The organism is Streptococcus salivarius, from assembly GCF_000785515.1.
Lineage (GTDB): Bacteria > Bacillota > Bacilli > Lactobacillales > Streptococcaceae > Streptococcus > Streptococcus salivarius.
In genome coordinates, this window is sequence record NZ_CP009913.1 from 680,969 (window position 1) to 699,436 (window position 18,468).

An 18,468-nucleotide genomic window follows, 5' to 3' on the forward strand; every position below is an offset into this window, starting at 1 on the left:
CAATGACTACACTTAACAATAATTTTCAACGTGAATTTGGCTGGGACGACACTATTCAAGAAGATGCTAAAGAGTTTATCACGCTAACTCCCGGAGATTATGTCTTCACTGTAACAAACTTTGAACGTGGACGTCACGCTCCAAACCCACAAAATCCTGGGAAACTTCCAGCATGTAACAAAGCGATCATCACAATCCAAGTTGAGACTGAAGAAGGTCTTGCAACAATGACACACAATCTATTCTTGCACTCATCAACTGAAGGAATGCTCTCAGCGTTCTTCGGAGCCATCGGGCAAAAGAAACGCGGGGAACCACTTCAAATGAATTGGAATACCGTCGTGGGTTCAACAGGGGTGTGCCGTGTCGGAAACCGCACATACAACGACACTGTGTATAACGATGTCAAACAAATGATCTACGCCGACAGTGTTGATTGGACAAAAGTATTGAATGCCAATGTTGCTCCACAAGGTGGACAACAAGCTCCTCAACAAAACCAAGGGTATCAACAACCTCAACAACCTCAACAAGCACCTAACGGTGGTGGATTCGGAGGATTCTAATGCAACTTAGACCTTACCAAGAAGAGGCAAGGGTTAAGGTACAGCAAGAGTGGAAGGAGGGCAGGAAGCGCACGCTACTTGTCCTACCCACTGGCTGTGGCAAGACCATCGTCTTTTCAAAAATTATAGAAGACCGTGTCAAAATGGGAGAACGTGTTCTCGTTCTCGCTCATCGCTCAGAACTTTTGGAACAAGCCAGTGATAAATTAATGACGGCTACAGGGCTAGGAACGGCACTGGAGAAAGCTGAAAATACTTCAATCGGCTCATGGTTTCGTGTTGTCGTTGGTTCAGTACAGACTATGCAGCGTGAGAAACGACTCAGTCAGTTCCCACCTAATCACTTCGATACTATCGTCATCGATGAGGCTCACCACGCCATATCAGACGGTTATCAGCGTGTGCTAGAGCACTTCGGGGAAGCTAATGTCTTAGGTGTCACAGCCACGCCTGACCGTGGTGATATGCGAAATTTAGGCAGCTATTTCGACAGTCTAGCTTATGAGTACCCTTTGGTTGACGCTATTAAATCAGGGTATCTATCGAAAATCACAGCTATTACAATCCCTCTTGAGCTCGACTTGTCAACAGTTAGTCAACAAGGTGGAGATTTCAAAGCCAGTGAAATTGGAACAGCTCTGGACCCTTATCTCGAACAAATTGCGGACGAGATGGTCAAGCAGTGCAAAAACAGGAAAACAGTCGTTTTCTTGCCACTAGTGAAAACATCACAAAAATTCCGAGACATCCTAAACGAGAAGGGATTTCGAGCCGCTGAGGTGAACGGAGAATCCAAGGATCGCGCTGAAATCCTAGAAGATTTCGACAAGGATAAATACAATGTTTTGTGTAACTCGATGCTGTTAACGGAGGGTTGGGACTGTCCAACAGTAGACTGCGTGGTTGTGTTAAGGCCGACAAAAGTCCGTGCTCTGTATAGTCAAATGGTGGGACGTGGTACACGTCTTGCACCCGGGAAGGAAAATCTATTACTACTTGATTTCCTATGGCACACTGAACGTCACGAACTTTGTAGACCAGCACACTTAATCGCTAGCAGTCCAGAGGTCGCTAAAAAGATGACTGAAAACATGGCTGAAGATACTGAGGTTGAATTCAGTCTATTGGAAGCTGAAGAACAAGCTGGAAAAGATGTTGTCGCCGAAAGAGAAGAAGCTCTCGCTAAGCAACTTGCAGAACAACGGAAGAAAAAACGCAAACTTGTGGATCCATTGCAGTTCGAAATGTCAATCCAAGCTGAAGACTTAGCGGACTATGTCCCATCATTTGGTTGGGAAATGGCTCCGCCTTCAGAAAAACAGCTTAAAGCGCTTGAAAAATTCGGAATCTATACCGAAGAAATCGGGAATGCTGGAAAAGCTGGCAAACTACTAGACCGCTTAAACAAACGCAAAGACAGTGGATTGACCACACCTAAACAGATACGATTGCTCGAAGGTCGCGGCTTCCGCAATGTCGGGATGTGGAAATTTGAAGATGCTAGCAATCTGATTAATCGAATTGCAGCTAGCGGCTGGAGAATGCCAAAAGGAATCATTCCAGCTACATACCAGCCAGAATAAAGGAGATTAAATGTCAGAAGGTACTTTTGATTTAATCCCACTCTTAGATTATATTGACCCTTCTACATTGTCTTATCAGGAGTGGGTAAACGTAGGAATGGCCCTGAAACAAGAGGGCTATACAGCAATGGATTGGGACACTTGGTCTCAATCAGACAGCCGCTATAAAAAGGGTGAGTGTTTCAGTAAATGGGATACCTTCCAATACGATGGAGGGGGTGCTGTTACCGGAGCAACCATTACACAAATGGCAAAAGACAACGGCTGGGAACCAATGAATAAGTCGGGTAAAAGCTATGAGCTCGACTGGGATTCTACAATTGACCGTGATTATCAAATCGTAGATAAGAATTGGGTCGAATCAAAGGAAATCCGAGAACCGATTAATTGGCATCCAGTCCAAGACCTTGTCAAATACATCGAAACGTTGTTTGAAATGACTGACCTTGTTGGTTATGTCACTTCAACTTATCCGATTGAAACAGAGAATGGGCCAATATACAAACCAACTCAAGGCAATTACGACAGGACTGCCGGAGAGCTTATCAAAGAACTTCAGAGTAATGGCGATGATATTGGTGCAGTCTTCGGAGACTACAAGGAAGAAGCTGGTGCCTGGATTCGTTTCAATCCATTGGATGGGAAGGGTGTCAAGAACGATAACGTCACTGATTTCAGATACGCTCTAGTAGAATCTGACAGCATGGAGCTTGGGAAACAGTACGCTCTATTTAAAGAATTAGAGCTACCTATTGCTACATTAGTACACTCTGGACACAAGTCGTTGCATGCAGTGGTGCGAGTGGATGCTAGAGACTACCAAGAATATCGGAAGCGTGTCGATTACATTTATCAGATTTGTAAAAAAAATGGACTTGATATTGATACCCAAAACCGAAATCCAAGCCGACTCTCTCGTATGCCTGGAGTAATCCGAAATGGACATAAGCAGTTCTTGATTGATACGAATCTTGGGAAAGCTAACTACGAAGAATGGTATCAATGGGTTGAAGATCTAAACGACGACCTGCCTGATCCTGAAACACTAGCAGACGAGTGGGACCACCTTCCGGATTTAGCACCAGAGCTTATCCACGGTGTGTTGCGACAAGGCCACAAGATGCTAATCGCAGGTCCATCAAAAGCTGGTAAATCATTTGCTCTCATCGAGTTATCAATAGCTCTAGCAGAAGGAAAAGAATGGTTAGGTTGGCAGTGTGAGCAAGGAAGAGTCCTCTATGTCAATCTTGAATTAGATAGACCATCAGCTTTGCACCGATTCAAAGATGTTTACACTGCTATGGGAATCGAGCCTAAATGCGTAGCAAATATTGATATCTGGAACCTTCGCGGGAAAACTGTACCGATGGACAAGTTGGCGCCTAAACTCATCCGACGCTCGCTCAAAAAGAATTACCAAGCGGTTATTATCGACCCTATCTATAAGGTCCTGACAGGGGATGAAAACTCTGCAGACCAAATGGCACACTTCACTAATCAATTCGATAAGGTAGCTACTGAGCTAGGCTGTGCCGTAATTTATTGTCACCACCACTCAAAAGGGAGTCAAGGTGGTAAGAAATCAATGGACCGAGCTAGTGGCTCAGGAGTGTTCGCTCGTGACCCTGATGCTCTGGTTGACTTGGTCGAGCTAGATCTTAACGAAGATATTATCAATGCAAGAATAGAAAAAGCGACAGCTAAAATCTATCAACGAGCCTTGCAAGAACAAGCAAATGATTACTACCAACACTATGTCAGTCTCGATGACCTGGAAAGTCGATATCAAATGCAGCAACATTTTGATAAAGGTATTCCAGATATTATGAAACGAGAGCCTTATTTAAAAGAGGTAAAAGACACTGTGCGTAGTATTGAGATTGCTAGCGCTTGGCGAGTTGAAGGAACGCTTCGTGAATTCGCTAAATTCCCACCTCGAAATATGTGGTTTAGCTATCCAGTCCATGAAGTAGACACTACTGGAGTGTTAGCTGATATTCAATTGGAAGATGCAGCACCAGGTTGGAAAAAGAATCTCGACAGTAAGAAGGGTAATGAATCGAAAAAGAAAACTGCTGACGAAAGATTCACAACAGCTATGCAAGTATTATTTGACGGAATCACTCCAGTTGAATTGAACGATGTAGTGGAATATTTCTCAACAGAAGATAAGCCAGTCAGCGAAAAAACCATCAGAAGATGGGTGAAAAATAATGGCGATTTTGAGGTGAAAAACAACCAAATTTTACCTAAAAAATAGCCAGGGACATTACAGGGACAGGGACAAACCCGAGGGACAAACCCGAGGGACAACTTCGGGAATGTCCCTGTCCCTGAGGGACAAACCCGAGAATGTCCCTGTGTCCCTGAGGTGTCTCTAGGGACAAGGACAAACCCGAGAATGTCCCTGAGAAATCCCACAACCACGCGGTTTAGAGGCTCTAGGGACAAACCCGAGAACTCAGGGACAAAACCAGGGACAGAATATCTCCCTCTGTGAGGAGAGATATTTAGGAAAATGTCCCTGAGAGTTCAGAAGAACAGGTACAGGAACATGGGGGTCCTAAGACTCCCCCATGTAACCCTGTAACCCTGTCCTTCACTCTGAACTTAGGCGCGTGAGCGTGGTAAGTAAAAAGAAAGAGTAAAAAGGTAAAAATTATGGCACGAAAGAAAAAAACATATTCGGTCAAATTAGATATCGGTAAAAAAATGCCTCCACTTTATCACACGTTACCGGGTCAAGATTTTTGGTATTCAGATTCAGAGGTTTTGAAATGGATTGCGAATCAACCGATTCTCTTGAATTGGGTAAAGGACCAGCTCAAAACGGCTGGATATATTACCTATGACAGACAGACTGGAAAATGGACCGGTATCGATTATCGAGATGAGGTTGGATATGATGATTGAATTTTTCGTTCCGATGAAAAAAATTCCAACTACAACGCACCAACAGAAAAAAGTCGCTGTGGTGAATGGTAAGCCGAAATTCTATGAGCCTCAAAAGTTGAAAGAAGCTAGAGACTTGTTTTTAACCCTGCTTGCTCCGTATACCCCAAACGAAAAAATTGAAGGCCCTATACGTCTAACGGTCAAGTGGCTATTTCCTAAAATCAAAAAAGCAACTCACGGCCAGTACAAGACCACTAAACCAGATACAGACAATCTACAAAAACTTCTGAAAGATTGCATGACTGATCTTGAGTATTGGGAAGACGATGCTCAAGTCGCTAGTGAGATTGCCGAAAAGTTTTGGTCAGACACTGTTGGAATATACGTCAAGGTGGAAGAACTATGAATTATATCAATTTCTTCGAGTCTGAAGTTCCGAATTGGATGAGAGAGAACAACCAAATGATGCAGCAGGTCGGTTTTAATACTCCTGCATATTGGGAGTGGGTAGTGGTATCTATCGATAAGGTTTGTGAAAAATACAATAACGATACTTTAGTCAAAAATCAATTTCATATTATCTGGGATTTCCTGGATGAGAAGGCTAGGGAGGTCTCAGGTAACAACTAATGGTAAAACGATGGAATGATCGCATGGCTGGTGTTAAATATGCACCACGGCCATACGAACCGGCAACAGTGTTAGAGTGTGTGGAAGTTTTTAGCCGATGGTTTTATACGACACACCAAAAGAAAGGTGTGGTAGCAACCAAGCTAGGTATTGGGAATAAGAAACTCAACCGCATTCTAACGCTGGAGCAGTTACCGGATGAAGAATTACTAAAGGAGATGATGAAGCTATGCGAGCGAAAGAGTTTGCACTCTACAAGGGTGAAGAATTGCTAGCAATGGGAACTAAGCGTGAAATTGCTAAACAATTGGGCGTGTCAGCTAGTACCGTTGGTTACTATGGAACGCCGGTATACGCTCGAAGAACATCGGAAAATGGAAGGAGATTAGTAGAGCTATGAAATATAAAGTTATCGTCTATTACGACAACATGGAAGACAGTGAGCATATTTTTAGTAACAAGAACGACGCTATCAACGAATTGCATCGCTTACGAGGTGTTAAATATCGCAATTCTAGGATGTATACGGTGGAGCTAGTCGAATGCGGTGGATAGTTAGAGTAGCACGCACAATGGATGATGTTAAAGAGTGCTATTTCACAGATAAGGACAAGGCACTGAAACACATTGAAGCGTTGAAAAAGTTAAGCATGGCAGTAGATGATGCCACTGTATGGATGGAGGAAATTGATGATTAGAACGAAGTGGTTAGAGGTCGACAAAGAGACTAGATACACGGTTCGAGTGAAAGGGATTGACGGATACTGTAAATACCTCAATCGGGATACAAAAACTCAAAAATGGCTTTTTGCATCGAAAACAGAACTTGAAAGATTTCGAGCACACCACACCCGCAAAGAGCTAGAAAAAGCTGATTTTGGCTGGGTGTTTGATTGCCCGGGCGTGGAAGTGAAAGAGGTGGACGATGGAAACGATTAAATTTATTTTGATGGTCGTAGCTGTGGTTTATGCTTGGCGCACGCTGTTTGGTGGGGGTGAATAGATGACTAATCTTAAACGATCGCAAAAGAAGAGGATTTATAATGAGCTGGCAGTCGCAACGATTCTGTTACTGGTCTCACTGGCCATTAACGTGACTACCGTCTTGCGAGTGGTTAATAGACCTATCGAGACAGTGGTTATCCATAAAGCTGACAATGCCGTTGAATTACACGGCAAGGTTACTGGAAAATCGAAAATTAAAAACCTCTACACGCTCGATTGTGGAGCTTACGGGAAATTCTTAGTAAGCAAGGAGCAGTACGACAGCGTGAACGTTGGGGATGATATTCCTAGCTATCTAAGGGGGCGAGGACAATGATTCCAAGACTTAGAGCGTGGGATAAAGAGTTCAAAGAGATGGTGCAAGTTGACGCACTGGTTTTCGATGAACAAATTATCAAAGCAACTTACAAAAATGGAAATGTTGTAAAAGAAGACTTAAAAAATTATGTACTCATGCAATCCACAGGCCTCAAAGACAAGAATGGCAAAGAAATCTTTGAGGGGGATATCTTAACGACTGGGAAACGGACGGGAGTTGTCAAAAATCATCGAACGCTTGGTTTTTATATGAACGACGCAAGAGGGAATAACTGGTGGTTTGGGTCTGATGTTGATTTAGCAGAATTTGAAGATTTCACAAGAGATGTGGCAAGAAAAATCGGAATTTTAGGCAACATATACACGAACCCAGAGTTAGCAGAGGTGAAACATGACTAAACATCAATATGCAGGACTGACACCAGAGCTATATCAACGGTTAGTCAGTGAACGTGCAGCACTGAAAGAAGCACATCCAAGGGATTACAAGCAGTTTTTCCAAGATGTTAAGCAGTGCAGTGAATTACAAGCCCGTCTCACTTATCAAGCATTTAACAATGTAGTCGTGGAGCGTTGGAAAATGACTCCCAATACTGCCGAACGACTAGAAGGCATTATTTCGGATGAATTATTCAAGGATCTTCAAGATTATCTGGCCAAGAACTACACAAGAGGGACAGTTACTCGGCCAGTCGTAGATACGACCAATGCAGGACTTCCAGAGGAATTGTTTAAGCAATTCCAAGGTGAGGTGGAAGAACTACGCAACCTTCACAAGAACAGCATAGCTAAACACATCATGCAAGTTAAGGGATGCGATAGGAAAGAAGCTAATAGAATCAAGGACTCAATCAATCGCTGCTATGTCGAGCGCATCGTCCTAACGCCACTCAAAGTCATTCAAATGGAAGGGCTATTTTCCAGAGATTTATTCAGCAAGATTGCTAAATACGTCTTGAATAATTACGAATGGCCCGAGAGATTAGACGATGAAGTTGATCGCATCGTTCTCGAATATCGTACTAAAGGCGAGTTAGGTCGCAAGAAACCTAGTGTCAAGCGTGCTCTATACACGGCATTGGCAATGGGTTTGTAGCCAGAATGGTATAGACGGTTCGATTCCGTCACTGGCTGTTAGTCTGTCAAAACACTAATTAATTTAGTGGCTAAGACACTTTTCAACACTTTTTCGACACTCGCATCGCTGACAGACCGATGCAAACAAATCCAGTAAATAATAAGCTATAGAATCGAGGAATCCTTTTTATTTTTTTCAAATCATAAGCCTTGCATTGCTGGTGGTAAGACTAAATCTAATGTATTGGAGGTGATAGCTTAATCCTTCTTTGTTCTTGTAAACAAAAAAAGGCCCAGACTAATGCCCAGGACTTCTACGAAATTCTTAATACTATTATAACATGAAAGGCCTCTTGCATGGAAACTAAAAAATACAGTAGACGGCTAAATGTAGATTTCAAGGAGTATATCAACATTCTAACGCTATACTTCAACAGAGGGATTAATGGGAACACGCTGCTCAACGAGAAAATTAAGAAACGTGAGCAAGAGCTGGAAAATCCAGACAAGGAAAATAGTGAAGTTATCGTACTTCGAAAAGAAACTGATAGCGAACTGATGAAATACCGTCATTGGTTAAAATGCACTGAAGAATATATCAGCACTTCTGATGAAATCGTACTCAAGATCATCAAGGAAGTCTATGTATTTAGACATGCTAACATTCAAGCGATGGCACTAGAGTATTACATCAGTGAGCGGAATGCCTATCGATTGGTAAATCTATGGTTCGAAGGGTATAGAGATTACCTTTGGAAGTGTGCGTTGGCAAAAAAATAGGCAGAAAATATGCGATAATATAAGCTAGCAAGCAAATGGACTTAGGTCTGTTTGCTTTTTTCGTGCATAGAAAGGAGGATTAATGAACGAAAGACAGAAGAAATTTGCAGACGAATATTTAATATCTGGCGTGGCTCATAGCGCAGCATTAAAAGCTGGTTATTCTGAAAATTACGCAAAAACAAGGTCTCATAAGCTGTTAGAAAATGACAGAATCAAGGCTTATATTGACGAACGCTTGAAAGAGCTTGAGAAAGAGAAGATAGCGAAACAAGATGAAGTCATGCAAGTATTCACCTCGATTTTGCGGCAGGAACTCATGGAAGAAGTTATCGAGCTTAACGCTATGACTGGTCAGTTTGTTAAAACGAAGAAACCTCCGTCTATTGCAGAGGTCATCAAAGCTGGTAGCGAAATCATGAAACGCTATCCGACAGCCAAACAATCCGAGAAACTAGAACTTGAAATTAAGAAACTCAAAGAACAGTTAGACAGTGGCGTCGAAGGGACGATGAACGTTAACATCATCAATACTTGGGAGGATATCCCTAATGACGACGATTAACATTCAGAAGAACGTCAACCCTAATTTCAAGGTCGTTTGGCAGTCGCAAAAGCCTTACAACGTGCTAAAAGGTGGGCGTAACTCTTTCAAGTCCTCAGTTATTGTTCTAAAACTCGTCTATATGATGATTAAGTACATCATGAGAGGCGAAAAAGCAAACGTGGTAGTTATTCGTAAGGTGGCTAATACGATTCGTGACAGCGTGTTTAATAAGGTTCAATGGGCCATTAGTCTATTCGGTCTGGACAATCACTTTAGGGCCACTGTGAGTCCATTTAAGATAGTTCATAAACGTACTGGCTCAACGTTCTATTTCTACGGTCAAGACGATTTCCAGAAGCTGAAATCAAACGACATTGGGAACATCATTGCCGTTTGGTATGAGGAAGCGGCTGAGTTTAACAGTGCCGAGGACTTCGACCAGTCTAACGTGACATTCATGCGGCAAAAACATGAGAAAGCCCCGTTTGTTCAATTCTTCTGGTCGTACAACCCGCCTAGAAACCCGTATAGCTGGATAAATGAGTGGTTTGAGGATATCAAGACTAATGATAACTACCTGGCACACTCAAGCACCTATCTTGATGACAAATTAGGCTTTGTGACTGAACAAATGCTGGAAGATATCGAACGCATTAAGCAGAATGATTACGACTATTACCGCTATCTTTATCTTGGTGAAGCGGTTGGGCTTGGGAATCAGGTTTATAACATGAGTACGTTTCACGCCATCGACAGCTTACCGACGGACGATAGACTTATCGGAATATCGTTTGCAATGGATACAGGGCACCAACAATCAGCAACTGCATGCGGTGCTTATGGCTTGACTGCAAAAGGCAATGTGATTCTGTTAGATACATTCTATTACAGCCCTGCCGGTCAAGTTGTCAAGAAGGCGCCGAGCGAATTAACGGTTATGATCAGCAACTTCATCGACAAGGTACTCAAACAATACCGAGTGCCTAAACTACGCATGACTATCGATAGTGCTGAAGGTGCCCTTCGAAATCAATACTTCAAGGACTTTGGCGAGAGATGGCATCCAGTCGCAAAGAAGAAGAATCAAACCATGATTGATATGGTTATCAGTCTATTAGCTGAAGGGCGTTTCTATTATCTCGATATCCCAGCTAACAAGATATTCTACGAAGAACACAAGATGTACCGTTATGACGAAAAGACGATACACAGCGACGACCCTAAAGTTATCAAAGAGGATGACCACACAGTCGATGAGTTTAAATATTTCGTATTAGATAATGCAAGAGACCTTGGTCTCAAAGCATAGGAGAAGGAAGAATGGGAATTATACAGACCATTAAGGATTTTTTTAAAAGGAGTAATTATGTTATGACTAACCAAAGTCTAAACAGTATCACCGACCACCCTAAAATTGCGATTTCACCGGAAGAATACAATCGCATCATGAATAACCTACGCTATTTTGCAGGCAGCTTTGACCGTGTCAGCTATCGCGATAGCAACGGAACACAACTAAAACGTGACTTCAATCACTTGCCTATTGGACGGACGGCATCGAAAAAAGTTGCCAGTCTTGTGTTCAATGAGCAAGCTAAGATTCAAGTCGATAACGAAACCGCTGATACATTCATCAATGAAACACTGAAGACCGACCGATTCGCAAAGAACTTTGAACGCTACCTAGAGAGCTGCCTTGCTCTTGGTGGACTTGCAATGCGCCCTTATGTTGATGAAGACCGTGTCAGAGTGTCGTTTGTACAAGCACCAGTATTCTTGCCACTACAATCAAACACACAAGATGTATCAAGTGCTGCAATCGTGACTAAAACACTCAAGACAGAAGGCCAGAAGACTAAATACTACAGTCTAATTGAATTTCACGAGTGGACTAAGGATAGCTACACAATCACTAACGAGCTATACGAATCTGAATCTAAAACTCGTATTGGTCAACGTGTGCCTCTATCAATGCTCTATGAGGATTTAGAGGAAACTGTCACACTTAACGGGCTTACAAGACCACTATTTACGTATCTTAAACCGCCCGGCATGAATAATAAGGACATCAACAGTCCTTTGGGCTTGTCTATCTTTGACAATGCTAAGACCACAATGGACTTCATCAATACAACTTATGATGAATTTATGTGGGAAGTCAAGATGGGTCAGCGTAGGGTGGCAGTGCCTACTCAAATGATTAAGACTGAGTACGACACGAACGGCGAGAAGGTCACAGTCAAACGAGAATTTGAGACCGGTCACAATGTCTACGAGCAATTCGATAGCGGGGACATGGATAAAGGTATTGGTATCACTGACCTTACCACTGACATTCGCTCGGACGATTATATCAAAGCTATCAATAAAGGATTAAGTCTATTTGAGATGCAGCTAGGTGTGTCTGCTGGTATGTTTAGCTTCGATGGCAAGAGTATGAAGACTGCTACCGAGGTAGTGTCAGAACAATCGGACACATACCAAATGCGGAACTCTATTGCTACTCTTGTTGAGCAATCGTTGAAAGAACTTGTAATCTCAATCCTTGAGCTTGCCAAGGTCTATAATCTATATGCTGGTGAGATTCCGACAATGGATGAAATCAGTGTAGATTTAGACGATGGTGTATTTACTGATCGTAACGCTGAGTTTGATTATTGGTCTAAGATGGTAGCGTCTGGGTTCGCACCGAAAGTTATGGCTATCGAAAAAACCCTCAATGTGACCGAAGAACAGGCACAAGAGATTTATCAAGCCATCAATGATGAAACTATGGTAAGTGCTGATAGTTTCAGGACAGATGAAGAGGTTGACATTTACGGGGAGTGATAGGCTATGGCTAAGAAGAAACGTATCAAATTAAACGACCAACAGTTGATGTTGATGGCTGATAACGTTTCGGACATCTATCGTCAATTATGTAACGACCTATTCGATAATGTGGTTGAGAGATTACATGACCGTGGGACTTACTACCTTGACCAACAACCTTATCTTTGGCAACTAGAGAAGATGGCTGATGTTGGGATGTTGAATGACCACAATATCAAACTCATTGCCGAATATTCTGGCATTGCCGAGAAACAGATTCGATACATTATCGAGAATGAAGGTTATCAAGTCTATAAAGATACTCATGCTCAGTTAAAATCGAATGCTTACGATTACAACGTCGTGAAAGACCTTATCAGCTACTCTAATCAAGCAATCCATGATGTCCATAATCTTATCAATACGACCTTACCAAAGAGTGTACAAGCAACATATAAGGACATAATCGAGACTACGGTAGCTAAAGTAATCACTGGCATGGCTACACCTCAGAAAGCCCTAGACGAAACGATAATGAAGTTTCAAGAGCGTGGATTCTATGGCTATACTGACAGAGCTGGACGAAGGCAGAGAGCTGATGCTTACGCTAGGACAGTTATTAAGACTACTGCCAGACGTACATTCAACGAAATGCGAATGCGACCAGCTCAAGAGCTTGGTATTGATACGTTCTATTATTCCATCAAGGCAGCAGCCAGAGAAATGTGTGCCCCGCTACAAAATCAGATTGTCACGACTGGACGAGCTAGGACTGAAGAAGGTGTTAAGATATTTGCTCTTGATGATTATGGCTACGGCAAGCCAGGAGGGTGCCAAGGTGTAAACTGTGGGCACACTATGACTCCGTTCATTCCCGGTGTCAACTATATGCCAGACATTGACGATGACTTGAAGAATCTCACTGAAGAACAAGCTATCGAGAACGCTAACATCCAGAGCAAACAACGAGCTATGGAAAGAGCTATCAGAGCCTCTAAAGAGCGTCTGCACGTTGCTGAAACGATGCACAATGAGGAATTGACCGAAAAATACAAAACAAGGCTTACAGAGCAGAAGAGAGCCTTGAAATCGTATGTTGATAAATACCAATTCTTGTATCGAGATAGAGAGCGTGAGAGATACCACGACGACCCACTGGCAAAAACTCGTGAAGCTATTAGACAACGGGATATGTTGGCAAAAAAACACGCTTAAAAAGCGTAAACTAGTATTATTAACAATACTACGTATAGACATGGATTATAGAAAGATGGTGATCCAATTCTTGACTCGTAGGAACAGACTACTAATAAAACCGTATCAATTTGATGCGGTTTTTCTTTTTGACCTGTCGAACGTCGTAAAACTAGGCAAATTCAGTCCCTTGGACGTAAAACGAAGGAGTTTTAAACATGAGTTTGAAACGTGACATGTTAGTTGAAGCTGGTATTACAGATAAAGCAGTTATTGATTCCTTAATGAATGCGTACGGTTCTGGGATTGAGAACGCCAAAACACAAGCTAAATCTGAATTACAAGCTGAAAACGACAGCCTTAAACAACAACTTGAGCAACAAAGCCAAGCACTCAACGACTTGCAAGCCAAAGATGGAGCAAGTGAGGAACTCAAACAACAATTGACGGACTTACAAGCTAAATTTGACGCTTACAAGTCAGAGAATGAAGCTAACCTTGCTCAAGTTACAAAATCGAACGCTATTCGTCTGGCATTGAAGGATGTGGACGCTCACAATTCAGACGACCTTGCTAAATTCATCAATTTTGACGAAATCGAACTTGATGAAGCTGGTAAACCCAAACTAGACAAGGTTATTAAGGGATTGAAAGAGACAAGTCCTTATCTTTTCAAACAAGAGGAACAAGCGGCACAACCTAAAATCTTTGCTGGTGGCAATCCATCTGCTAGTCAGAACGGTCTCACTAAAGAAGATTTTAAACGTATGGGTATCAATGAGCGTCAAGAACTCTTTGATAAAGACCCAGAACTCTATCAACAACTGAAAGGATGATTTAATCTATGGTTCTTGGAACAACAACGACTGCACAAGTCATCAACCCACAGGTAATGGCTGACATGGTTTCAGCTAAATTGCCTAAACTTATCAAATTCACACCACTAGCAGTAGTGGAGACAACTCTTGTAGGTCGTCCAGGGGATGAACTTACAGTTCCACAATGGACGTATTCTGGTGATGCCACTGAAATTACTGAAGGGCAATCAATCCCAATCGACCAACTTGGCACTAAAGAAACAAAAATGAAGATCAAACAAGCTGGTAAAGCTATTGAAATCACTGATAAAGCTGCCCTTGTAGGACACGGCAACGTTTACGGTGAAGCTACTAATCAGATTGCTTTGGCCATTGCTAACAAGGTCGATAACGATATCGTCGAGGTTGCTAAAACTGCAACACAAAACATTACTGAAGCCCCTGTTTCAGTAGCGAACATCGACAAAGCCTTGGAAATCTTCGCAGACGAAGAAGACGCTCGCTATGTGGCACTTATCAATCCGAAAGACGCTATTAAATTGCGTGCTGACGCTGGTCAAAACTGGTTGAAAGGTTCAGAAGTTGGTGCTGATGTTGTCGTTTCTGGTACTTTCGGTGAAGTTGCTGGCGTGCAAATCGTTCGCACTAAGAAAGTTGAAGAAGGAAAAGGCTTCCTCGTTAAAGTTTCTTCACTTCAAACAGACACAGACGATGACGCTAAATACGGTGCATTCGTGATCAACTTGAAACGTGATGTCATGATTGAGAATGACCGTGACATTTTGAAGAAAACTACTGTTTATTCTGGTGATGAATACTACGGTGTTTATCTCTACGATGATTCAAAAGTCGTTAAATTCGGAGGTGCTTAATGGGTATGCTAATGCGTCGTCACACTATCGCCGAGCAAGATGCACCCGTTAATGACGTTAAAGAAGAAGTAACTGAAACACTAGAAGACAAGACTGTTGCTGATTTGCGAGTTATCGCACAGCAACGTGGTCTTACTGGCATTTCCACGCTGACTAAAGCGGAACTTGTAGACCTCCTAAAATAACGAAAAGGAGGTGGTTAAATGACATATTTAACCGAAACAGAATTTTTAAAACTTGGTTTCGAAGACGTAAAAGACTTTGAAACGCTATCAGCTAGAGCAAGACTCATTATTGATTTGTATATCAAGAACTTCTACGACTTCACCGATTTTGAGACAGATTTTGAACCACGAAGACAAGCGGTTAAGAAGGCGGTAGCTTATCAAATCGCTTATCTTGATTCAAGCGGTGTTATGACTGCCGAGGATAAGACATCGCTGGCAAGCATGACTGTCGGACGTACTCATGTAAGCTATCAGAACGGCTCTAAATCGTCTAACGGCGGTCAGAAGTACAATCTATCCCTTGACGCTCTAAACTGGCTGACATTGGCTGGATTTGGTTGTAAGGCGGTGGGCTATGATAGATAAACGCATGTTAGTTGATACTGTCACGATTCAAAAACCAGCGGGAGAGAAGGATGGTTGGGGAAAAGTAACATATGAAGAGCCCAAAACACTTAAACCCGTTAGATTTGATAGGGCTGTATCTCACACCGGCAGTGGTCAAAATCGAACTGAGAATAATTTTTCAGTCCTCATGATCTATCCGAAATACACACCCATTGAGTTGGATGATAGTTGGTTGAATGGTCGAGTAAATGACACTCACCGAGACTACATCATCCGTAAAATTATTCCTCAATATCATCCGTTTAAGCACACTATCTTGTGTTATGAAGTCGAGGTGATTTGATGGGTGCTGATGTAACTATCAAGGTAGATTTGCAGGGGCTTGAAAAGAAATGCAGTCCTGAAGCGGTCAGACGTGGACAGATTGCCATGAGTAATCAAATGCTCTTGGACATGAACAAGTACACACCAGTCCAGTCGGGACACTTGCGAGGTAGCGGACACTCTAACGTTGATACGTTGGTATGGTCAACACCTTATGCACGAATTAGGTTCTACAATCGTAGGCTTAAATTATTCTTTTCAGAGAAACAACGTAAGTTTTTCTTTGCGAATAAGGACAGACTGCTAGCACAGAAACCGAAGCCCGGCACCGGTGGGCGTTGGGATAAAAAGGCTGCTGCCAAACACAGTAAACAGTGGGGGCAAGTAGCAATTAGAGCAATGGGAGTTAGATAGTGAATAACAATGATTTTTCAGAGGTGTTAAAAGATTTTCTAGCTGGTCTAGGCTTGCCACTAACACCTCGACTAGATTACCTAAACGAAGGTGAAGACTTGGTAATATACGCATTGCCCGGCGGCAAGGTTGAAGACGAAGATATGGCTGGCACACAGATTCTGTCGCTGCCTTACGAAATCGCCATTAAATCAAAAGACCAACAAAAAGTGAACGCAACACTTTGGAAAATCAACACTGAGCTTTCCAAAATCGGTCTTGAATTACCAAGTTTAAACAATTCTTACACATTCTTGTCATTGAAAGTTGAGACACCGAGCCTTAACGATGTCAATGACCAAGACTATTACATTTACTTGCTAGACTTGCAAGCAACTATTGAAGTAGAAAGGAGCCTTAATTAAATGGCTAAATTTAAAAATGCGATTCGCAAACACTATATCGCACCTTACGACCCAGAACATCCAGACACTCCACCAACTGATGACAAATATATGTGGATTGCCAAGGGCATCAAAGAATCTGCACCAGAGAACGACGCAGAAGACGATGACGTGGCATACTTTGACGGCGATGGTACAAAAGAAAAAGTTATTACTTCAAAATCTCGTGGGCGCTCATTCGAAGGCCACCGTGATTATGCTGACAAAGCTCAAAACTTTGTTGTAGACAAGGAAGATGCCGTAGCTGACGACCTTATCGTTTGGTACAAAGAAGTTACCGCTGATGGTAAAACTTACAAAGAAGGCCTTGCACGACTTTCTGAAATCGAAATCGGTGACGGTGAAGCGTCAGAGCTTGAAACAATCAAGTTTCAAGTTAACTGGTCTCGCACACCAGAGAAACACGACATCAGTGGCACACCAGTAGCGGCTGCCGCAGCTTCTGGCACTGGTTCAGAAACTTCTGGACGTACAGCGTCACCAGAACCTAGTCGTTCTGGTGCTTCATCAGAAACTGGTACACCGGGAATCGGTGGGTAATCACTAATTAAATAAAACAAGATAAGACAACTAAGAGGGTGGGGTTTAGCCCTTACCCTCTTTTTTTCGTATTAAAGGAGAAGTAACAACATGGTAGTAATTAAAAAACGTAGCAATGTCATCCCTGTCGATTTCGGTGAGTTCCAACTTAATTTCCCGATGTCAGATAGCAATATAAAGCGCATGGAAGAAGTCGGGAAAGAATTGGAAGCTAGGAGCCTAGCGATCCAAGGTACAGACAACAAGGCTGCAATTGATGCGGCAACGGAGTTTGTGAAAGAAGGTTTTACACAAATCTTTGACAATGAAGAAGCATTTAATCTTGTCTATGCGTTTTCGGGTGAATCAACAAATATTGCCATGTTCTATCTGATTGAAACTATTACCGGCATTCGTTCTGAATTTGAGAATCAAAACTCAAAGGCAGCCTTCGATAAATATTTGGCTGAGTAATCATGCTAGATCTATCACGAAAACTAACAGACAAGTTAGTAATCGATGATGAAGAATTTCCTCTTAATCTGTCGTTTGATAATGTTCTACGGCTCTTTGAGATGTGGAGGGATGAAGACGTCCCAGAGTTTGTTAAACCACACTTTGGCATTCGTATTTTGACTGGTGAGAACTTGGAAGATTTCACTGTCGAGGAAATGTCCGAGGTGTTCAACGAGGTTTTCGAAGAACATATCAGCCTTTCAACAGTCGAGGACAACCATGTCGAGTATGACTTGGCAGGAAACCCTATGAAGACTACTGCAAGCAATGGCAAGCAAGAGCAGGCGCCTTATGATATTCGGTTCGATGGTGACTACATCTATGCGTCATTCTTGCAAGCCTATGGCATTGATTTATTCGACGTCCAAGGCAAGCTTCACTGGAAGAAATTCAACGCTCTACTTTCTGGGCTACCAGAGGGCACCAAGTTCATGGAAGTTATCAAAATCCGGAAATGGAAACCACAAAAGGGCGACTCAGCAGAGTACAAAGAGGAAATGCGTAGACTTCAGAAAGATTATGCTCTCCCTTACGAGATTGTCGAGGAAGAAGAGGAATACGAAGAAGAATTTTAGAAAGGA

General features: G+C 42.4%; 28 protein-coding genes. All 28 read left to right on the forward strand.

The window, feature by feature from the left end; translation table 11 throughout:
• Window positions 1-2 precede the first annotated feature (2 nt).
• The 28 genes from SSAL8618_RS03380 (at window position 3) to SSAL8618_RS03505 (ending at window position 18,462) form a co-directional block, all read left to right on the forward strand.
• Complete coding sequence (locus SSAL8618_RS03380) at window positions 3-566, forward strand: hypothetical protein (protein ID WP_038675616.1); 564 nt, start codon at window positions 3-5, stop codon at window positions 564-566.
• Entirely contained in the window at window positions 566-2,149 is a 1,584-nt protein-coding gene (locus SSAL8618_RS03385; RefSeq protein ID WP_038675617.1) for a DEAD/DEAH box helicase, read from the forward strand. Before SSAL8618_RS03380 ends, SSAL8618_RS03385 begins: the two co-directional genes overlap by 1 nt.
• Window positions 2,150-2,159: 10 nt before the next feature.
• Window positions 2,160-4,409: an AAA family ATPase gene (locus tag SSAL8618_RS03390; protein ID WP_038675619.1), complete on the forward strand. Its 2,250-nt coding sequence runs from the start codon at window positions 2,160-2,162 to the stop codon at window positions 4,407-4,409.
• A 452-nt stretch (window positions 4,410-4,861) separates the two neighbouring features.
• A complete protein-coding gene (locus SSAL8618_RS03395) occupies window positions 4,862-5,062 on the forward strand; it encodes a hypothetical protein (RefSeq protein WP_155274345.1) in 201 nt (66 codons plus the stop codon).
• Window positions 5,055-5,450 carry a RusA family crossover junction endodeoxyribonuclease gene (locus SSAL8618_RS03400; RefSeq protein ID WP_038676969.1) on the forward strand — a complete coding sequence of 132 codons (396 nt, stop codon included), beginning with the start codon at window positions 5,055-5,057 and terminating at the stop codon, window positions 5,448-5,450. Before SSAL8618_RS03395 ends, SSAL8618_RS03400 begins: the two co-directional genes overlap by 8 nt.
• A complete protein-coding gene (locus SSAL8618_RS03405) occupies window positions 5,447-5,674 on the forward strand; it encodes a hypothetical protein (RefSeq protein WP_038675623.1) in 228 nt (75 codons plus the stop codon). The genes SSAL8618_RS03400 and SSAL8618_RS03405 overlap by 4 nt, the downstream gene beginning before the upstream one ends.
• 229 nt (window positions 5,675-5,903) lie before the next feature.
• Window positions 5,904-6,074 (forward strand): hypothetical protein, encoded by a 171-nt coding sequence (locus SSAL8618_RS10600; protein WP_164712006.1) that lies wholly within the window; start codon window positions 5,904-5,906, stop codon window positions 6,072-6,074.
• A gap of 29 nt (window positions 6,075-6,103) precedes the next feature.
• A complete protein-coding gene (locus SSAL8618_RS10980) occupies window positions 6,104-6,229 on the forward strand; it encodes a DUF7204 family protein (protein WP_437344276.1) in 126 nt (41 codons plus the stop codon).
• Window positions 6,217-6,372 (forward strand): hypothetical protein, encoded by a 156-nt coding sequence (locus SSAL8618_RS10545; RefSeq protein WP_155274346.1) that lies wholly within the window; start codon window positions 6,217-6,219, stop codon window positions 6,370-6,372. Before SSAL8618_RS10980 ends, SSAL8618_RS10545 begins: the two co-directional genes overlap by 13 nt.
• A complete protein-coding gene (locus SSAL8618_RS03415) occupies window positions 6,365-6,613 on the forward strand; it encodes a DUF1642 domain-containing protein (protein WP_052124397.1) in 249 nt (82 codons plus the stop codon). Before SSAL8618_RS10545 ends, SSAL8618_RS03415 begins: the two co-directional genes overlap by 8 nt.
• Window positions 6,614-6,677: 64 nt before the next feature.
• Entirely contained in the window at window positions 6,678-6,995 is a 318-nt protein-coding gene (locus tag SSAL8618_RS03420; RefSeq protein WP_038675626.1) for a DUF1372 family protein, read from the forward strand.
• Window positions 6,992-7,396, forward strand: a complete 405-nt coding sequence (locus SSAL8618_RS03425; protein WP_038675628.1) for a YopX family phage-derived protein — start codon at window positions 6,992-6,994, stop codon at window positions 7,394-7,396. The genes SSAL8618_RS03420 and SSAL8618_RS03425 overlap by 4 nt, the downstream gene beginning before the upstream one ends.
• Entirely contained in the window at window positions 7,389-8,093 is a 705-nt protein-coding gene (locus tag SSAL8618_RS03430; RefSeq protein ID WP_038675630.1) for a DUF1340 domain-containing protein, read from the forward strand. The genes SSAL8618_RS03425 and SSAL8618_RS03430 overlap by 8 nt, the downstream gene beginning before the upstream one ends.
• A gap of 338 nt (window positions 8,094-8,431) precedes the next feature.
• Complete coding sequence (locus SSAL8618_RS03435) at window positions 8,432-8,854, forward strand: hypothetical protein (protein WP_038675632.1); 423 nt, start codon at window positions 8,432-8,434, stop codon at window positions 8,852-8,854.
• Window positions 8,855-8,936: 82 nt separating this feature from the next.
• Window positions 8,937-9,419 carry a terminase small subunit gene (locus SSAL8618_RS03440; protein WP_038675633.1) on the forward strand — a complete coding sequence of 161 codons (483 nt, stop codon included), beginning with the start codon at window positions 8,937-8,939 and terminating at the stop codon, window positions 9,417-9,419.
• Window positions 9,406-10,710, forward strand: coding sequence for a PBSX family phage terminase large subunit (locus tag SSAL8618_RS03445; protein ID WP_038675635.1), 1,305 nt, complete (start codon window positions 9,406-9,408; stop codon window positions 10,708-10,710). Before SSAL8618_RS03440 ends, SSAL8618_RS03445 begins: the two co-directional genes overlap by 14 nt.
• Before the next feature lie 11 nt (window positions 10,711-10,721).
• A complete protein-coding gene (locus SSAL8618_RS03450) occupies window positions 10,722-12,230 on the forward strand; it encodes a phage portal protein (RefSeq protein ID WP_306452956.1) in 1,509 nt (502 codons plus the stop codon).
• Window positions 12,231-12,236: 6 nt separating this feature from the next.
• Complete coding sequence (locus tag SSAL8618_RS03455; protein WP_052124398.1) at window positions 12,237-13,427, forward strand: phage minor capsid protein; 1,191 nt, start codon at window positions 12,237-12,239, stop codon at window positions 13,425-13,427.
• Window positions 13,428-13,624: 197 nt separating this feature from the next.
• Complete coding sequence (locus tag SSAL8618_RS03460) at window positions 13,625-14,242, forward strand: phage scaffolding protein (RefSeq protein ID WP_038675637.1); 618 nt, start codon at window positions 13,625-13,627, stop codon at window positions 14,240-14,242.
• A gap of 8 nt (window positions 14,243-14,250) precedes the next feature.
• Window positions 14,251-15,096 (forward strand): N4-gp56 family major capsid protein, encoded by an 846-nt coding sequence (locus SSAL8618_RS03465; protein WP_038675638.1) that lies wholly within the window; start codon window positions 14,251-14,253, stop codon window positions 15,094-15,096.
• Window positions 15,096-15,281, forward strand: coding sequence for a Rho termination factor N-terminal domain-containing protein (locus tag SSAL8618_RS03470; RefSeq protein WP_038675639.1), 186 nt, complete (start codon window positions 15,096-15,098; stop codon window positions 15,279-15,281). Before SSAL8618_RS03465 ends, SSAL8618_RS03470 begins: the two co-directional genes overlap by 1 nt.
• An 18-nt stretch (window positions 15,282-15,299) precedes the next feature.
• A complete protein-coding gene (locus SSAL8618_RS03475; protein ID WP_038675640.1) occupies window positions 15,300-15,689 on the forward strand; it encodes a hypothetical protein in 390 nt (129 codons plus the stop codon).
• A gap of 4 nt (window positions 15,690-15,693) precedes the next feature.
• Window positions 15,694-16,014: a putative minor capsid protein gene (locus tag SSAL8618_RS03480; protein ID WP_230955169.1), complete on the forward strand. Its 321-nt coding sequence runs from the start codon at window positions 15,694-15,696 to the stop codon at window positions 16,012-16,014.
• Window positions 16,014-16,409, forward strand: a complete 396-nt coding sequence (locus tag SSAL8618_RS03485; RefSeq protein ID WP_038675642.1) for a minor capsid protein — start codon at window positions 16,014-16,016, stop codon at window positions 16,407-16,409. The genes SSAL8618_RS03480 and SSAL8618_RS03485 overlap by 1 nt, the downstream gene beginning before the upstream one ends.
• A complete protein-coding gene (locus SSAL8618_RS03490; RefSeq protein WP_052124399.1) occupies window positions 16,409-16,813 on the forward strand; it encodes a minor capsid protein in 405 nt (134 codons plus the stop codon). The genes SSAL8618_RS03485 and SSAL8618_RS03490 overlap by 1 nt, the downstream gene beginning before the upstream one ends.
• Entirely contained in the window at window positions 16,814-17,392 is a 579-nt protein-coding gene (locus SSAL8618_RS03495; RefSeq protein ID WP_174411749.1) for a phage tail tube protein, read from the forward strand.
• 90 nt (window positions 17,393-17,482) lie between these two features.
• A complete protein-coding gene (locus SSAL8618_RS03500; protein ID WP_038675644.1) occupies window positions 17,483-17,845 on the forward strand; it encodes a hypothetical protein in 363 nt (120 codons plus the stop codon).
• Window positions 17,846-17,847: 2 nt separating this feature from the next.
• Complete coding sequence (locus tag SSAL8618_RS03505; protein ID WP_038675645.1) at window positions 17,848-18,462, forward strand: Gp15 family bacteriophage protein; 615 nt, start codon at window positions 17,848-17,850, stop codon at window positions 18,460-18,462.
• The last annotated feature ends 6 nt before the right edge of the window (window positions 18,463-18,468 follow it).

Bases quoted from the DNA above. Each gene is read 5' to 3' on its own strand.
- SSAL8618_RS03380 (WP_038675616.1), top strand. From the start codon at position 3: ATGACTACACTTAACAATAATTTTCAACGTGAATTTGGCTGGGACGAC.
- SSAL8618_RS03385 (WP_038675617.1), top strand. From the start codon at position 566: ATGCAACTTAGACCTTACCAAGAAGAGGCAAGGGTTAAGGTACAGCAA.
- SSAL8618_RS03390 (WP_038675619.1), top strand. From the start codon at position 2,160: ATGTCAGAAGGTACTTTTGATTTAATCCCACTCTTAGATTATATTGAC.
- SSAL8618_RS03395 (WP_155274345.1), top strand. From the start codon at position 4,862: ATGCCTCCACTTTATCACACGTTACCGGGTCAAGATTTTTGGTATTCA.
- SSAL8618_RS03400 (WP_038676969.1), top strand. From the start codon at position 5,055: ATGATTGAATTTTTCGTTCCGATGAAAAAAATTCCAACTACAACGCAC.
- SSAL8618_RS03405 (WP_038675623.1), top strand. From the start codon at position 5,447: ATGAATTATATCAATTTCTTCGAGTCTGAAGTTCCGAATTGGATGAGA.
- SSAL8618_RS10600 (WP_164712006.1), top strand. From the start codon at position 5,904: ATGCGAGCGAAAGAGTTTGCACTCTACAAGGGTGAAGAATTGCTAGCA.
- SSAL8618_RS10980 (WP_437344276.1), top strand. From the start codon at position 6,104: ATGGAAGACAGTGAGCATATTTTTAGTAACAAGAACGACGCTATCAAC.
- SSAL8618_RS10545 (WP_155274346.1), top strand. From the start codon at position 6,217: ATGCGGTGGATAGTTAGAGTAGCACGCACAATGGATGATGTTAAAGAG.
- SSAL8618_RS03415 (WP_052124397.1), top strand. From the start codon at position 6,365: ATGATTAGAACGAAGTGGTTAGAGGTCGACAAAGAGACTAGATACACG.
- SSAL8618_RS03420 (WP_038675626.1), top strand. From the start codon at position 6,678: ATGACTAATCTTAAACGATCGCAAAAGAAGAGGATTTATAATGAGCTG.
- SSAL8618_RS03425 (WP_038675628.1), top strand. From the start codon at position 6,992: ATGATTCCAAGACTTAGAGCGTGGGATAAAGAGTTCAAAGAGATGGTG.
- SSAL8618_RS03430 (WP_038675630.1), top strand. From the start codon at position 7,389: ATGACTAAACATCAATATGCAGGACTGACACCAGAGCTATATCAACGG.
- SSAL8618_RS03435 (WP_038675632.1), top strand. From the start codon at position 8,432: ATGGAAACTAAAAAATACAGTAGACGGCTAAATGTAGATTTCAAGGAG.
- SSAL8618_RS03440 (WP_038675633.1), top strand. From the start codon at position 8,937: ATGAACGAAAGACAGAAGAAATTTGCAGACGAATATTTAATATCTGGC.
- SSAL8618_RS03445 (WP_038675635.1), top strand. From the start codon at position 9,406: ATGACGACGATTAACATTCAGAAGAACGTCAACCCTAATTTCAAGGTC.
- SSAL8618_RS03450 (WP_306452956.1), top strand. From the start codon at position 10,722: ATGGGAATTATACAGACCATTAAGGATTTTTTTAAAAGGAGTAATTAT.
- SSAL8618_RS03455 (WP_052124398.1), top strand. From the start codon at position 12,237: ATGGCTAAGAAGAAACGTATCAAATTAAACGACCAACAGTTGATGTTG.
- SSAL8618_RS03460 (WP_038675637.1), top strand. From the start codon at position 13,625: ATGAGTTTGAAACGTGACATGTTAGTTGAAGCTGGTATTACAGATAAA.
- SSAL8618_RS03465 (WP_038675638.1), top strand. From the start codon at position 14,251: ATGGTTCTTGGAACAACAACGACTGCACAAGTCATCAACCCACAGGTA.
- SSAL8618_RS03470 (WP_038675639.1), top strand. From the start codon at position 15,096: ATGGGTATGCTAATGCGTCGTCACACTATCGCCGAGCAAGATGCACCC.
- SSAL8618_RS03475 (WP_038675640.1), top strand. From the start codon at position 15,300: ATGACATATTTAACCGAAACAGAATTTTTAAAACTTGGTTTCGAAGAC.
- SSAL8618_RS03480 (WP_230955169.1), top strand. From the start codon at position 15,694: ATGTTAGTTGATACTGTCACGATTCAAAAACCAGCGGGAGAGAAGGAT.
- SSAL8618_RS03485 (WP_038675642.1), top strand. From the start codon at position 16,014: ATGGGTGCTGATGTAACTATCAAGGTAGATTTGCAGGGGCTTGAAAAG.
- SSAL8618_RS03495 (WP_174411749.1), top strand. From the start codon at position 16,814: ATGGCTAAATTTAAAAATGCGATTCGCAAACACTATATCGCACCTTAC.
- SSAL8618_RS03500 (WP_038675644.1), top strand. From the start codon at position 17,483: ATGGTAGTAATTAAAAAACGTAGCAATGTCATCCCTGTCGATTTCGGT.
- SSAL8618_RS03505 (WP_038675645.1), top strand. From the start codon at position 17,848: ATGCTAGATCTATCACGAAAACTAACAGACAAGTTAGTAATCGATGAT.